This is a genomic window from Nonomuraea sp. NPDC005730, from assembly GCF_040630865.1.
Classification (GTDB): domain Bacteria; phylum Actinomycetota; class Actinomycetes; order Streptosporangiales; family Streptosporangiaceae; genus Nonomuraea.
Genome location: NZ_JBEXYK010000028.1, coordinates 1 through 14,211 on the forward strand (window position 1 = coordinate 1; position 14,211 = coordinate 14,211).

11 protein-coding genes are annotated in these 14,211 nt (G+C 70.4%); 8 read left to right on the plus strand and 3 right to left on the minus strand.

Annotation, left to right across the window (positions count from 1 at the left end):
- Window positions 1–47: 47 nt before the first annotated feature.
- Complete coding sequence (locus ABZ444_RS27940) at window positions 48–3,686, minus strand: multifunctional oxoglutarate decarboxylase/oxoglutarate dehydrogenase thiamine pyrophosphate-binding subunit/dihydrolipoyllysine-residue succinyltransferase subunit (protein ID WP_358002840.1); 3,639 nt, start codon at window positions 3,684–3,686, stop codon at window positions 48–50.
- Between the two features lie 204 nt (window positions 3,687–3,890).
- Window positions 3,891–4,535 (minus strand): phenylalanine--tRNA ligase beta subunit-related protein, encoded by a 645-nt coding sequence (locus ABZ444_RS27945; protein ID WP_358002843.1) that lies wholly within the window; start codon window positions 4,533–4,535, stop codon window positions 3,891–3,893.
- Between the two features lie 88 nt (window positions 4,536–4,623).
- Here ABZ444_RS27945 and ABZ444_RS27950 point away from each other — a divergent pair, with 88 nt between their 5' ends.
- Entirely contained in the window at window positions 4,624–5,217 is a 594-nt protein-coding gene (locus ABZ444_RS27950; protein ID WP_358002846.1) for a helix-turn-helix domain-containing protein, read from the plus strand.
- Entirely contained in the window at window positions 5,214–6,503 is a 1,290-nt protein-coding gene (locus tag ABZ444_RS27955) for an MFS transporter (protein ID WP_358002849.1), read from the plus strand. Before ABZ444_RS27950 ends, ABZ444_RS27955 begins: the two co-directional genes overlap by 4 nt.
- Here ABZ444_RS27955 and ABZ444_RS27960 read toward each other — a convergent pair.
- Window positions 6,451–7,296: a glutathione S-transferase C-terminal domain-containing protein gene (locus tag ABZ444_RS27960; RefSeq protein ID WP_358002852.1), complete on the minus strand. Its 846-nt coding sequence runs from the start codon at window positions 7,294–7,296 to the stop codon at window positions 6,451–6,453. The genes ABZ444_RS27955 and ABZ444_RS27960 overlap by 53 nt on opposite strands.
- Window positions 7,297–7,342: 46 nt before the next feature.
- Here ABZ444_RS27960 and ABZ444_RS27965 point away from each other — a divergent pair, with 46 nt between their 5' ends.
- The 6 genes from ABZ444_RS27965 to ABZ444_RS27990 all read left to right on the plus strand — a co-directional run bounded on the left by ABZ444_RS27965 (window position 7,343) and on the right by ABZ444_RS27990 (window position 14,211).
- Window positions 7,343–8,401, plus strand: coding sequence for an MBL fold metallo-hydrolase (locus tag ABZ444_RS27965; protein WP_358002855.1), 1,059 nt, complete (start codon window positions 7,343–7,345; stop codon window positions 8,399–8,401).
- Window positions 8,402–8,456: 55 nt separating this feature from the next.
- Window positions 8,457–9,329 (plus strand): SDR family oxidoreductase, encoded by an 873-nt coding sequence (locus ABZ444_RS27970; protein ID WP_358002858.1) that lies wholly within the window; start codon window positions 8,457–8,459, stop codon window positions 9,327–9,329.
- A gap of 178 nt (window positions 9,330–9,507) precedes the next feature.
- Window positions 9,508–10,665 (plus strand): ROK family transcriptional regulator, encoded by a 1,158-nt coding sequence (locus tag ABZ444_RS27975; RefSeq protein ID WP_358002861.1) that lies wholly within the window; start codon window positions 9,508–9,510, stop codon window positions 10,663–10,665.
- 11 nt (window positions 10,666–10,676) lie between these two features.
- Complete coding sequence (locus tag ABZ444_RS27980; protein ID WP_358002864.1) at window positions 10,677–12,161, plus strand: sugar ABC transporter ATP-binding protein; 1,485 nt, start codon at window positions 10,677–10,679, stop codon at window positions 12,159–12,161.
- Window positions 12,161–13,168 (plus strand): ABC transporter permease, encoded by a 1,008-nt coding sequence (locus ABZ444_RS27985; protein WP_358002867.1) that lies wholly within the window; start codon window positions 12,161–12,163, stop codon window positions 13,166–13,168. The genes ABZ444_RS27980 and ABZ444_RS27985 overlap by 1 nt, the downstream gene beginning before the upstream one ends.
- Entirely contained in the window at window positions 13,165–14,211 is a 1,047-nt protein-coding gene (locus ABZ444_RS27990) for an ABC transporter substrate-binding protein (RefSeq protein ID WP_357984925.1), read from the plus strand. The genes ABZ444_RS27985 and ABZ444_RS27990 overlap by 4 nt, the downstream gene beginning before the upstream one ends.

Sequence of the window (14,211 nt, forward strand, 5' to 3'; positions counted from 1 at the left end):
ACACAGAAGCCCCCGGCCGGACGGCCGGGGGCTCACTGGCGGCCTGCTCAGCCGAAGAGCTGGTGGAGGATCTCCTCCAGCTCGGTGTCGTGCGAGTTGTGCGAACCCGTCGCGGGCGAGCTGTTCGGGGTCCGCGAGACGCGGCGCAGCGACCGGCCGCCGAGCGTCTGCGGGTCTTCGGCCAGCTTCAGCGTCAGGTAGGGCCACGGGCCCATGTTCACCGGCTCGTCCTGGGCCCACACCAGCTCGGCCTGCTGCCCGTAGCGGGCCAGCTCGGCGGTGAGCTCCTCGGTGGGGAACGGGTAGAGCCGCTCGAGACGGACGATGGCGACGTCGTCGCGGCCCGTCTTGTCGCGCTGCGCGGCCAGGTCGTAGTAGAGCTTGCCCGAGACCAGGACGACCCGGGTGACCTTGGCCGGATCGACCGTGGTGTCGCCGATGACCGGCTGGAAGGTGCCGGTGGTGAAGTCGGACGCCTTCGACGTGGCCGCCTTGTGCCGCAGCAGCGACTTGGGCGTGAAGACCACCATCGGCTTGTGCCGGTTGGACTCCACCTGCCAGCGCAGCAGGTGGAAGTAGTTGGCCGGCGTGGACGGCTGCGCGACCGTCATGTTGTCGAGCGCGCAGACCTGCAGGAACCGTTCGATCCTGGCCGAGGAGTGGTCGGGGCCCTGGCCCTCGAAGCCGTGCGGCAGCAGCAGCACGACCGACGACCGCTGGCCCCACTTCTGCTCACCGGACGAGATGAACTCGTCGATGATCGTCTGGGCGCCGTTGACGAAGTCGCCGAACTGCGCCTCCCAGGCCACCAGGGCATCGGGACGCACGACGCTGTAGCCGTACTCGAAGCCGAGCGCCGCGAACTCGCTGAGCAGCGAGTCGTAGACGTAGAACTTCGTGGTGCCCTCGTTGAACTGCTTCAGCGGCGTGTGGTCGGCGCCGGTCATCCGGTCGACCAGCACCGCGTGCCGCTGGGTGAACGTGCCACGCCGGGAGTCCTGGCCGACCAGGCGCACCGGGTGGCCGTCGATCAGCAGCGAGCCGAACGCCAGCGTCTCGCCCATCGCCCAGTCGATCGAGTCGGTCTCGACCATCTGACCGCGGCGCTGCAGCACCGGCGCCAGGCGCGGGTGCGGCGTGAAGCCCTCGGGCAGGTTGAGCTGGGTGTCGACGATGCGCTTGAGCGTCTCGTCGCTGATCGCCGTCGGCGTGTCGGCGTGGGACCACTTGACGACCTCGGCCGGGGGCACCCGCATGGCGGCCGCCTCCTTGGGCTTCTTGGCCGCCTCGCGCGTCTCGGTGAACGCCTGCTCCAGCTTGGCCTGGTAGTCGCGCAGCGCCGACTCGGCCTCCTCGACCGTGATGTCGCCCCGGCCGATCAGCGCCTCGGTGTAGAGCTTGCGGGTGGAGCGCTTGGCGTCGATCAGGTCGTACATCAGCGGCTGGGTGAAGGCGGGGTTGTCGCCCTCGTTGTGGCCGCGGCGGCGGTAGCAGATGAGGTCGATGACGACGTCCTTGCGGAACGCCTGGCGGTATTCGTAGGCCAGCTGGCCCACGCGCACCACGGCCTCGGGGTCGTCGCCGTTGACGTGGAAGATCGGCGCCTGGATCATCCGCGCGACGTCGGTCGCGTAGACCGACGAGCGGGAGGAGGCCGGCGAGGTGGTGAAGCCCACCTGGTTGTTGACCACCACGTGCACGGTGCCGCCGGTGCGGTAGCCGCGCAGCTGCGACAGGTTGAGCGTCTCGGCCACCACGCCCTGGCCGGCGAAGGCCGCGTCGCCGTGGACGAGGACGGGAAGGACGGTGAAGCCCTCCTCGCCGCGCTCCAGCAGGTCCTGCTTGGCGCGGACGACGCCCTCCAGCACCGGGTCGACCGCCTCCAGGTGGGAGGGGTTGGCCACCACGGACGCCGTGATCATCTTGCCGCTCGGGGCGGTGAACTCGCCGCTGGCGCCCAGGTGGTACTTGACGTCGCCGGAGCCGTGGGCGGTGCGCGGGTCGATGTTGCCCTCGAACTCGCCGAAGATCTGCGCGTAGGACTTGCCCACGATGTTGGCCAGCACGTTGAGCCGGCCGCGGTGGGCCATGCCGATGACGACCTCGTCGAGGCCCTCGTCGGCGGCGTCGCTGATCACCGAGTCGAGCAGCGGGATCAGCGACTCGCCGCCCTCCAGCGAGAAGCGCTTCTGGCCGACGAACTTCGTCTGCAGGAACGTCTCGAACGCCTCGGCGGTGTTGAGCCGGGACAGGATGTTGAGCTGCTCGTCGCGCTCGGGCGAGGCGTGCGGCTTCTCCACCCGCGCCTGGATCCAGGCCCGCTCCTCGGGGTTCTGGATGTGCATGTACTCGATGCCGACCGTGCGGCAGTAGGAGTCGCGCAGCACGCCCAGGATCTCGCGGAGCTTCATCAGCGGACGCCCGCCGAAACCGCCCGTGGCGAACTCGCGCTCGAGGTCCCACAGGGTCAGCCCGTGGGACTGGATGTCGAGGTCGGGGTGCTTGCGCTGCTTGTACTCCAGCGGGTCGGTCTCGGCCATCAGGTGGCCGCGCACGCGGTAGGCGTGGATCAGCTCGATGACCCGGGCCGACTTGGCCACGTCGTCGTCGTGCGAGGCCGAGATGTCCTGGACCCAGCGCACCGGCTCGTACGGGATGCGCAGGGCCTCGAAGATCTCGTCGTAGAAGCCGTCCTCGCCGAGCAGCAGCCGGTGGATCTGGCGCAGGAAGTCGCCCGACTGGGCGCCCTGGATGATCCGGTGGTCGTAGGTGCTGGTCAGTGTCATGACCTTGGAGACGGCCAGGCGCGACAGCGTGTCGGGCGAGGCGCCCTGGTACTCGGCCGGGTATTCCATCGCGCCGACGCCGATGATCGTGCCCTGGCCGGGCATCAGACGCGGAACGGAGTGGACGGTGCCGATCGTGCCGGGGTTGGTCAGCGAGATCGTGGTGCCGGAGAAGTCGTCGACGCCCAGCTTGCCCGCGCGGGCCTTGCGGACGACCTCTTCGTAGGCCACCCAGAACTGGCGGAAGTCCATCTCCTCGGCGCCCTTGATCGAGGGCACGAGGAGCTGGCGCTCACCGTTGCTCTTCTGGACGTCGATCGCCAGGCCGAACCCGACGTGCTCGGGCTTGACCAGCGTGGGCTTGCCGTCGACCTCCGTGTAGGAGTGGTTCATCTCCGGCATGGCCTTCAGCGCCTTGACGATCGCGAAGCCGATCAGGTGGGTGAAGGAGATCTTGCCGCCACGCCCCCGCTTGAGGTGATTGTTGATCACGATGCGGTTGTCGATGAGCAGCTTGGCCGGGATGGCCCGGACGCTGGTCGCCGTCGGGACCGTCAGTGACAGGTCCATGTTGGCGGCCGTGCGCGCGGCGGCGCCGCGCAGCTTCACCTCCTCGGCGCCCTTGGGCACCGGGGTGGCCGGCTGCTTCGGCTTCTCGGCTGCCGGAGGCGCCTTCGGGGGCGCCTTGGGAGGTGCGGGCGCGGTCGCAGTGCCGTTCGCCGCCTCCCTGACCGGGGTCCGGCCCGGTCCGTAATCAGGGTTGTAGTCAGCGAAGAAGTTCCACCAGGCCTTGTCGACAGACTCTGGATCTTGAAGGTACTTCTGGTACAGCTCGTCGACAAGCCACTCGTTCTGACCAAAGCTTGCCAGCGGGTTTGTCCGCGACGACTCAGACGACACGGCGGAAATCGCCCTCTTCCGCAGATCGGCGTTGATGTTAGAGAACCTGTCCAAGGCTACTCGCCCGGACCGGCAGCGCGCGCCGAAGAGCACGCGCCGCCTCGAACGATCCTCTCAGGACACGCCGAAGAGGTCACGCCCGCCTAGTCAATCCAGGGAGAGCCGCCATTGTTACTGTTTGGTATCAACGTATGGCCGGCAGGTTTATTTCCCTCCGGGCACGATTCTGCTGGTGATCCGCACTCCGGGTGACAGCTCCGACAGCAGGCCCGCGAGCTCCTTCCCGGCCTGCTGGAGCTCCTCCATCGACATCGGCTCCAGGCGCTCGAGGAGGAAGATCGCGTTGGTCGTCTCCTCGGTGAGCCGGGTGCGCGCCACCTGACGCCAGTTCCACCGGCGGCAGGTCACGCCGGCGTCGTCGCGCCAGATCACCTCGCCGGGCTCGGGCTGCCCGAGCGCCTCCTCCGAGTGCTCGTCGCCGGTCGCCCGCACCAGCCGGGCCGGGCCCTGGTAATGGTCGAGGTCCTCGCCGCCGATGGGCAGCGCGTGCTTGACGCTGATCGTGTTGTACGCGTCGACCACCCGGTTGATCTCCGGCAGCGGCATGCGCCGGGTCAGGGCGTCGACCGAGGGCCTGGTGCGCTGCGGCTTGGCGCCGAAGGAGCGGTAGGCCTCCTTCCAGGCGTCGATCTTGTCGGCCTGCACCTCGGACGCCGACGCCTCGGCCAGCCAGGCGCGGGTGCGGTCGTCGGTGGGGCCGTTCCGCAGGCCGTGGGCCAGCATCACCAGCACGGCGAAGTCGGGGCGCAGGGCGAGGACGGCGTCGTCCACGCGGATGTCGTCAAGCATCCGCCCAGTTTAGGAGGCCGGGCCGGCGGGCCGCAGAGATCGCAAAATAGCCTTTGCAAAAAAGGCTTTGCGGTCTATGCTCGTCCCCATGGAGGAGCAGTACACGATCAGTGACCCGCAGGTGCTCAAAGTGGTCGCCCACCCCTTGCGGGTGCGGCTGCTCGGGCTGCTGCGCAGCGACGGCCCGGCCACCGCCAGCGAGCTGGGCCGCAAGGTCGGCGAGAGCTCCGGCTCGACCAGCTACCACCTGCGCGAGCTGTTCAAGTACGGCTTCATCGAGGAGGACCCCGATCGGCGCGACGGCCGCGAGCGCCGCTGGCGGGCCCGCCACCGCTACACCTCCTGGGACAGCGGCGAGCTGTCCGGCACCGAGGAGGGCCGCGAGGCGGTCCGGATCATGCGGATGCGCCAGGTCGAGGCACTCGCCCGCGTCGCCCAGGAGCACGACGAGCGCCGATGGTCCCCCGAGTGGGTGCGGGCGGCGGGGATGAGCGACGACTTCGTGGAGCTGCCGCCGGCCGGGCTGCTGGAGTTCGACGAGCGGGTCGAGGAGCTGCTCCGCGAGCTGGCCGCCCGCTACGCCGGTGACCCCGACGTCCGGCAGGTGCACATCTGGCGGGGCGGCTTCCCCCGCGAGGGTTTTCCCCAGGCCGGTGACAACGAAGAGGAGCAGGACCGATGACCGCTCGTTCCGCCCTGCGGCGCTACATGCTCGTCAGCTTCCTGACCTGGCTGCCACTGGGGCTCATGGTCGCCTGCATGGTGCTGCTGATGACCGAGAGGGGCCTGAGCCTGGCCCAGGTCGGCCTGTCGGTGACCGTCTTCTCGGTGGTCACCGCGAGCCTGGAGCTGCCCACCGGCGGCCTGGCCGACGTCGTCGGGCGGCGCGCGGTGCTGGCCTGCTCGGCGGTGTTCACCGCGGCGGGCCTGGCGCTGATGAGCGTCTCCACCGTGTTCTGGATGTTCCTGGTCAGCGGCGTGCTCAAGGGGGTGGCCAGGGCCCTGTCCAGCGGCCCGGCGACCTCCTGGTACGTCGACACGCTGCACGGCATCGAGGGCGAGGGTGCCGACCTCAAGCCCGGCCTCGCGCGCGGCGGCGCGATGGAGTCGGTGGCGCTGGGCGTCGGCGTGCTGCTGGGCGGCGCGGTCCCGATGCTGGTGCCGCCGGAGCTGATGACGCCGCTCGCCGTGCCGCCGCTGCTGGGGGCGGGCGCGGCCGTCGTGCTGCTGGTCGTGGTGATGTTCGCGCTGCCCGAGCCGGCGCACGCGCGGCGGTCGCTGGGGGGCGTGCTGCGTGAGGTGCCCGCCACGGTGGTCGCCGGGATCCGGCTGGCGGCCGGGGGCGCGGTGCTGCGCCGCCTGATGGCCGCCGCGGCCGCGTCCGGCGTGCTGCTGATGACGATCGAGCTGCTGACCCCCGGCCGCCTGGCCGAGCTGGCCGGCACGGCCGAGCGCGGCAGCGCGGCCTACGCCGTCGTGGCGGCCCTGGGCTATGCCGCCAGCGCCACCGGCAGCGTGCTCGCCCCTCGCGTGGCGCGCCTGGCCGGGAGCTCGGCCAGGGGGGCCATGGTGGGCGCGGTGCTCTGCGCGCTGTCGGTCGGCTCGCTGGCCGCCACCGCCGGGCTGGACGGCGTGCCCGGCCTGGCGGCGGCCGGGCTGGCCTACCTCGTCCTGTTCGCCGGGCTGTCGGTGACCGGGCTGCTCTGCCTGGAGATGCAGCACAACGCGGTCTCCGCCGCCGAGCGCACCACGGTGACCTCGACGTCCTCGCTCTCGCTCCAGGCCGGCGGGGTGCTGGCCAACTCCACGCTCGGCGTCATGGCCGCGCAGACCGGCGCGTCCGCCGCCTGGTGGGTGGCCTCCGGGGTGGTGCTGGCCTCGGCGCTGCTGTTCGTCGCGATGCCGAGGCCGGGGGTCACAGGCTCCAGTCGAGTTCCGGCCCTACCGGAACGATCCTGCTCGGGTTGACGTTCGTCTGGGTCATGTAGTAGTGGCGTCTGATGTGGTCGAAGTCCGTGGTGTCGCGGAAGGCGGGGATCGCGTAGAGCCTGCGGGTGTACGCCCACAACGCCGGATAGTCCGTCAGCCGCCTGATCGAGCACTTGAAGTGGCCGTGGTAGACCGTGTCGAACCTGACCAGCGTGGTGAACAGCCGCACATCGCTGTCGGTGAGCGTGCCGAAGAGGAACTCCGACTCCGCCAGGCGCACCTCCAGCAGGTCGAGCGTGGTGAACACGCGGGTGACCGCATCCTCGTACGCCTGCTGCCCGCGGGCGAAGCCGGCCTCGTAGACCGCGTTGTTGAGGCCGTGGTAGAGGCGGTCGTTCATGATGTCGATGTCCGGGCGCAGGCGTTCGGGGTACAGGTCGGGCGCGCTGCCCCACGACGTCTCCAGATCGAGGGTGATCTGCGGGAAGTCGTTGGTGACGAGGCGTTCGTCCTGGATGTCCCAGATGCACGGCACGGTGTAGCGGCCCGTGTAGCCCGGTTCGGTCGCGTGGTAGAGCTCCGACAGGTACGGCGGGTCGCCGTCGGGGATCCGCCAGCCCTTCTCGTCGCGGATGGGGTCGACGATCGTGACGTCCAGCAGGTCCTCCAGGCGGAGCAGGGCGCGGACGATCAGCACGCGCTGTGCCCACGGGCAGGCGTAGGAGGCGTAGAGCCGGTAGCGGCCGGGCTCGGGCGGCCCGAGCCGTTCGGTGAAGCGGTTCGGCTGCCGGACGAAGCGGCCATCGTCTGAGATCTCGCGGCTCAGCTTCATGACCCCTAGTAGAACATGATTCGGGACCAGAACTATATTCGGGGCCATGGCTAAGTTCGTGGTGACTCCTTCCAGCGTGGCGCAGCGTGAGGCGTGGATGAGCGGGGCGGTTCCGGAGGTCGAGCGGGTCCGGCCGGGGTTGTGGTCGATCCCGGTGCCCATCCCGGTCAACCCGCTGCGGTACGTGCTGGTCTACGCCCTCGAACTGCCCGACGGCGTGGCCGTCGTGGACGCCGGGTGGAACACCGACGAGGCCTACGACGCCCTCGCCGCCGGGCTGGCCGTGGCCGGCTACGGGATCGCCGACGTCAGGGCCGTCCTGGTCACCCACCTGCACCCCGACCACTACGGCCTGGCCGGACGCGTCCGCGAGGCGTCGGGCGCCTGGATCGGGCTGCACCCGGCCGACGCGAACCTCGTGCGCGAACGGTACGACGAGGACGCCATCGACTCGCTCGTCCAGCGGGAGCGGGCCCTGCTCCGGCGCTCCGGCGTGCCCGATCTGAGCCTGGACGAGCTGGCCGGGGCCTCGATGATGATCAGGCACATGGTCACGATGGCCCGTCCCGACCGGCTGATCGAGGACGGCGAGAAGCTCGACCTGCCCGACTGGGACCTGCGGGCCGTCTGGACCCCCGGCCACACGCCCGGCCACCTGTGCTTCGTCTCGCCGGAACGCAGGCTGCTGCTGTCCGGCGACCACGTGCTGGCGAAGATCACGCCGATCGTGGCCGTGCACCCGCAGTCGGGCCCCGACCCGCTGGCCGACTACCTGGGCTCGCTGGCCGCCGTGCGTGATCTGGAGGTGGACGAGGTGCTGCCCGGCCACGAGTACCGCTTCCTGGAGCTGGCCGGACGCGTCGACCACGTGCTGGCGCACCACGACGAGCGGCTGGCCGAGATCGAACGGGTCGTCGGCGAGGACGACGGCGTGACCTGCTGGGACGTCGCCACCCGGCTGAGCTGGTCGCGGCCCTGGGAGACGATCCCGCCGTTCATGCGCCGGGCGGCCAACAACGAGACGCTGGCCCACCTGGTATGGCTGGCCGGACGGGGCAGGGTACGCAGGCAGGAGGGCGAGCCCGAGCTCTGGAGACGCGCCTGAGCCGGTCGGTTATCGTACTCCTACCAGAATGTTGTTCTCTTGCTCTGGAGGTTCGATGCTTCGGTTCGATGACAGGGTCGCGATCATCACGGGCGCCGGGCACGGCCTCGGCAGGGCGCACGCGCTCCTGCTCGCCGAGCGGGGCGCCAAGGTCGTGGTCAACGACCTCGGCGGCGCGCTCGACGGCACCGGCGCCTCCACCGGCCCCGCCGCCGAGGTGGTCGAGCTCATCACCAAGCACGGCGGCCAGGCCGTCGCCAACACCGACAACGTCGCCACCCCCGAGGGTGCGAGGGCGCTCGTGCAGACGGCCGTCGACGCGTTCGGCCGGATCGACATCGTCGTCAACAACGCGGGCATCCTGCGGGACAGGTCGTTCGGGAAGATGACGGTCGAGGACTTCGACGGCGTGCTGGCCGTGCACGTACGCGGGTCGTACCTGGTCAGCCAGGCCGCCTACCCGCTGATGAAGGAGGCCGGCCACGGCCGGATCGTCAACACCTCCAGCCCGGCCGGCCTGTTCGGCAACTTCGGCCAGGCCAACTACTCCACCGCCAAGATGGGCCTGGTGGGGCTGACCAAGACGCTGGCCATCGAGGGCGCGCGCAACGGCATCAAGGCCAACGCCATCGCCCCCGTCGCCTGGACCAGGATGACCGAGGCGCTGCTGCCGGCCGAGTTCGAGGCGAAGTTCACGCCCGAGCGGGTGAGCGCGCTGGTCGCCTACCTCGTGCACGACTCGTGCGAGTCGAGCGGAGAGGTGTTCACCGTCGGCGGCGGGCGGGTGGCCCGCGTGTTCGTGGCCGAGGGGCCCGGCTGGAAGGCCGACGACCTCACCCCCGAGGCGATCGCCGACAACTGGGCCTCGGTGATGGCCGAGCAGCCGTACGTGCTGACGGCCGGCGACTCGATGAAGGCCATGCTCTAGCGCCGGAGGCTGCCGGAAGCCGGTCATCGCCCGTCGGGGCGGTGGCCGGCTTCCGCGCGTTCGGGAGGGTCTCGCCGAACGTCTCATGCCAGGCTTTGTTCGATCTTCGGCATAAGTCCGCGAGGTTCGGTCGAACAAGACTCTTGATTTGCCGCATGAGTGATCTTATTGTTCCCGCATGACCCCCCAGCCGGGCTCGGCTGCCGACGTCCTGACGCTCATCAGCGCCGGATCGGCGACCACCCGTTCCGATCTCGCGCGCCTCACCGGACTGGCCAGATCCACGATCTCCCAGCGGGTCGACGCGCTCATCGATCGCGGCCTCGTCGAGGAGACCGAGAGCGGCGAGTCCACCGGCGGCCGTCCCCCGCGCCAGCTCCGCCTGCACACCGAGGAGCACGCCTTCGCCGGCGTCGACCTCGGCGCCACCCACTGCCGGGTCGCGCTCATGGACCTGACCGGCGGCCTGCTGGCCGAGTGCGAGGACCCGCTGGAGATCGGCGAGGGCCCCGAGAAGGTGCTCGCCCACGTCGACCAGCGGCTCGACCGGCTGCTCGGCGAGGCCGGACGACCCCGCGCCGCGCTGCGCGCCATCGGCATCGGCGTGCCCGGCCCGGTGGAGTTCGCCACCGGCCGCCCCAACAACCCGCCGATCATGCCCGGCTGGAACGACTACCCCGTCCCCGAACACTTCGACGGCATCCAGGTGCTGGTCGACAACGACGTCAACGTCATGGCGCTCGGCGAGCACCGCAACGCCTTCGCCGGCACCAGCCACCTGCTGTTCGTCAAGGTCGGCACCGGCATCGGCTGCGGCATCGTGGCCGACGGCAAGCTCCACAGAGGAGCCCAGGGCTCGGCCGGCGACATCGGGCACATCCGCGTCAGCGGCCACGACGACGCCGGCTGCCGCTGCGGCAACAGCGCCTGCCTGGAGGCCGTGGCCGGCGGCGCGGCCATCGCCCGCCGGCTCGCCGAGCTCGGGCTGGCCGCCGAGACCGGCGCCGACGTCGTCGCGCTCGTCCAGGGGGGCAACACCCAGGCGCTGCGGCTGGTCAGGGAGGCCGGCCGGCTCATCGGCGAGGTGCTGGCCGGCCTGGTCAACTTCTTCAACCCCGAGGTCATCGTCATCGGCGGCGCGCTGTCCCGCGTCCACGAGCACCTCCTGGCCGGCATCAGGGAGACCATCTACCGCCGGTCCCTGCCGCTGGCCACCCACCACCTGTCCATCACCCCGAGCCGCACCGGGATCAACGCCGCCGCTCTCGGCGCGGGCCTGCTCGCCATCGAGCACTACCTGTCACCGGACAACATCAACCGCATCGTCAACGCCTGAAGGGGACCCCGATGCTGGTCATGAAGGGCATCGTCAAGCAGTTCCCCGGCGTGCGCGCGCTCGACGGGGTCGATCTCGACGTACGGGCGGGCGAGGTCCACTGCCTGCTCGGCCAGAACGGCGCGGGCAAGTCCACCCTGATCAAGGTGCTGGCCGGCGTCCACCAGCCCGACGAGGGCACGATCGTCTTCAACGACGCGCCCGTCCGGCCCACCAGCCCCAACGACGCCATCCGGCTCGGCTTCGCCACCATCTACCAGGAACTCGACCTGGTCGACGGCCTCAGCGTCGCCGAGAACATCTTCCTCGGCCACGAGCACGCCCGCTTCGGGTTCGTCAACCGCCAGGCCGGCCGCCGGGCCGCCCGCGAGGTGCTGGAACGCCTCGGCCACGGCGAGATCCGCCCCTCCACCGAGGTCGGACGGCTCTCACCGGCCGCCAAACAGGTCGTCTCGATGGCCCGCGCCCTCTCCCACGACGCCCGCCTGATCATCATGGACGAGCCGTCGGCCGCCCTGGCCCACGACGAGGTCGCCAACCTGTTCCGCATCATCCGCGAGCTCACCGCCCAGGGCGTGGCCGTCGTCTACATCTCCCACCGGCTGGAGGAGATCCGCGAGATCGGCGACCGCGTCACCGTGCTCAAGGACGGGCGCACCGTCGCCGTCGGCCTGCCCGCCCGCGACACGCCCACCGCCCGCATCGTCTCCCTCATGACCGGCCGCAACGTCGAGTACGTCTTCCCGCCCCGCCCGACCCGGCCGCCCGGCGAGGAGGTGCTGCGCGTGGAGAACCTGACCGCGCCCGGCGTCTTCGCCGACGTCTCCTTCTCCGTGCGCGCCGGGGAGATCGTCGGACTCGCCGGGCTCGTCGGCAGCGGACGCTCCGAGATCCTGGAGGCCGTCTACGGAGCCCGTCCCGCCGCCGGCCGCGTCACGCTCGCCGGCCGCCCGGCGCGCCGCCGCGTGACCGGCGCCGTCCGGCAGGGCATGGGCCTGGCCCCAGAGGAACGCAAGGCCCAGGCCCTGCTGCTCGACCAGAGCGTCACCGCGAACATCACGCTCGGCACCCTGCCGCAGTTCGCCAGGTTCGGGTGGATCGACCGCGGACGAGAGCAGGCCGAGGCCGCCCGCCTGGCCGAGCTCCTCGACATCCGCCCGCCCGACCCCGAGCGCCCGATCAGAACCCTGTCGGGCGGCAACCAGCAGAAGGCCGTGCTCGCCCGCTGGCTGCTCGGCGGACGCAAACTGCTGCTGCTCGACGAGCCCACCCGCGGCGTCGACGTCGGCGCCCGCGCCGAGCTGTACGCCGTCATCCGCGACCTGGCCGACCAGGGCATCGGCGTGCTGCTGGTCTCCAGCGAGGTGCCCGAGGTGCTGGGGCTCGCCGACCGGGTGCTCGTGCTGCGCGAGGGCGCCGTCATCCACGAGGGCGCGGCGGCCGGCCTGGACGAGCACCGCGTACTGGACATGATCATGGATGGGAGGGCCGCGTGATGAGCGACCCCATTGAGGCGCCCGAACGACCCGCCGCCGGCGTCGCCCGGCCGAGACCGTCCCTGCTGAACGGGGTCGCCGAGATCCGCCACCTCGGCCTGCTGGGCGCGCTGGCACTGCTCGTGGTCGTCGGCCTGGTCACCCGGTTCGACAACTTCGCCACCACCTCCAACCTGGTCAGCATCCTGGCCCTGGCCGCCACGATCGGCGTGATCACCGTCGGGGCCACGTTCGTGATCATCGGCGGTGGCATCGACCTGTCCGTCGGCGCCGTCATGGCCCTCGCCTCCGTCTGGGCGACCACGCTGGCCACCCAGTCGTACGGGCCGGTGGTGATGGCCGTCTGCGCGATCCTCGTCGGCACCGGCGCCGGGGTGGTCAACGGGCTGTTGATCGCCTACGGGCGGATGGTGCCGTTCATCGCCACCCTGGCCATGCTGGTGGCCGCCCGCGGCCTGGCCCAGCGCATGTCCGACAGGAAGACGCAGCTCATCCAGGTCGAGGGCATCGTGCAGCTGTCCACCACGCGGCTGCTCGGCATCCCGCTGCTGGTCTACGTGTTCGCCCTGGTCGTGGTGCTGGGGTGGATCGTCCTCAACCGCACCACGTTCGGCCGCCGCACGTACGCGGTCGGGGGCAACCCCGAGGCGGCCAGGCTGGCCGGCATCGACGTACGCAGGCACACGATGCTCCTGTACGCCCTGTCCGGCTTCTGCTGCGGCGTCGCCGCGATCCTCATCATGGCCCGTACGACGACAGGCTCGTCCACCCACGGCGACCTGTACGAGCTCGACGCCATCGCCGCCGTCATCATCGGCGGCACCCTGCTCACCGGAGGCCGGGGCACGATCATCGGCTCGATCCTGGGCCTGCTGATCTTCACCCTCATCACGAACCTGTTCATCCTCAACGGGCTCAACACCAGCGACCAGCTGATCGCCAAGGGCCTGATCATCGTCGTCGCCGTCCTTCTCCAGCGGCGGAACCTGAAAGCGAGAGCATCATGAGTGAGAACGTCGCGCGCAGGGGATTCCTCGTCGGCGGGGCAGTGCTGTTAGCTGCGGGTTGCACCAGCAACGAGCCGGCGGCCGCTCCCTCGTCGGCGGCGCCCGCGCCCGCCCCCGCCGCGAGCGGCAACGACGAACCCGGCCAGAAGGTGACGATCGGCTTCTCCGCGCCGGCCGCCGACCACGGCTGGATCGCGGCCATCGCCAAGAACGCCGAGAGCGCGGCCAAGCAGTACGGCGACGTCGACTTCAAGGCCGTCGAGCCGACCAACGACATCAACCAGCAGATCTCGGCCGTCGAGTCGCTGATCGCGGCCAAGGTGAACGCCCTGGTCATCCTGCCGAACGACGGCCAGCAGCTGAACCAGGTCGCGCTGCAGGCGACACAGGCGGGCATCCCGGTCATCAACCTCGACCGGGTGTTCCCGGACAAGCTGGCCTACCGCACCTGGATCGGCGGCGACAACTACGGCATGGGCGTCGCGGCCGGGCACTACATCGGCAAGCAGCTCAAGGACAAGGGCGTCGCGAACCCGGTGATCGTCGAGATCCAGGGCATCGCCACGCTGCCGCTGACCCAGGACCGCAGCAAGGGCTTCGCCGACGCGCTGAAGACGTACGGGTTCAGTGTCACGGCCAAGCAGGACGCCAAGTTCACCGTCGAGACCGGCAACCAGGTGGCGACCTCGTTGCTGCAGGCGCACAAGAAGATCGACGCTCTGTGGAACCACGACGACGACCAGGGGGTCGGCGTGCTGGCCGCCATCAAGGAGGCGAACCGCGACGAGTTCGTCATGGTGGGCGGCGCCGGCTCGCTGAACGCCATGAAGGAGATCCAGGCCGGCACGTCGGTGCTCAAGGCCACCGTCACCTACAGCCCCACGATGGCCTCCTCGGCCATCAGGCTGGCCAGGTTGATCGCGCAGGGCAAGGGCATGAGTGACCTCGTGGAGAACCAGGTTCCCCAGTCGATCACCCTCGCGTCGGAGACGATCACCAAGGAGAACGTCGACAAGTATCTGGCGCTCGGATTCGAATCCTGA

Excerpts from the sequence above, each read along its gene's own strand:
- ABZ444_RS27985 (WP_358002867.1), top strand. The coding sequence starts at position 12,161 with ATGAGCGACCCCATTGAGGCGCCCGAACGACCCGCCGCCGGCGTCGCC.
- ABZ444_RS27960 (WP_358002852.1), bottom strand. The coding sequence starts at position 7,296 with ATGAAGCTGAGCCGCGAGATCTCAGACGATGGCCGCTTCGTCCGGCAG.
- ABZ444_RS27945 (WP_358002843.1), bottom strand. The coding sequence starts at position 4,535 with ATGCTTGACGACATCCGCGTGGACGACGCCGTCCTCGCCCTGCGCCCC.
- ABZ444_RS27975 (WP_358002861.1), top strand. The coding sequence starts at position 9,508 with ATGACCCCCCAGCCGGGCTCGGCTGCCGACGTCCTGACGCTCATCAGC.
- ABZ444_RS27955 (WP_358002849.1), top strand. The coding sequence starts at position 5,214 with ATGACCGCTCGTTCCGCCCTGCGGCGCTACATGCTCGTCAGCTTCCTG.
- ABZ444_RS27970 (WP_358002858.1), top strand. The coding sequence starts at position 8,457 with ATGCTTCGGTTCGATGACAGGGTCGCGATCATCACGGGCGCCGGGCAC.
- ABZ444_RS27965 (WP_358002855.1), top strand. The coding sequence starts at position 7,343 with ATGGCTAAGTTCGTGGTGACTCCTTCCAGCGTGGCGCAGCGTGAGGCG.
- ABZ444_RS27980 (WP_358002864.1), top strand. The coding sequence starts at position 10,677 with ATGCTGGTCATGAAGGGCATCGTCAAGCAGTTCCCCGGCGTGCGCGCG.
- ABZ444_RS27950 (WP_358002846.1), top strand. The coding sequence starts at position 4,624 with ATGGAGGAGCAGTACACGATCAGTGACCCGCAGGTGCTCAAAGTGGTC.
- ABZ444_RS27990 (WP_357984925.1), top strand. The coding sequence starts at position 13,165 with ATGAGTGAGAACGTCGCGCGCAGGGGATTCCTCGTCGGCGGGGCAGTG.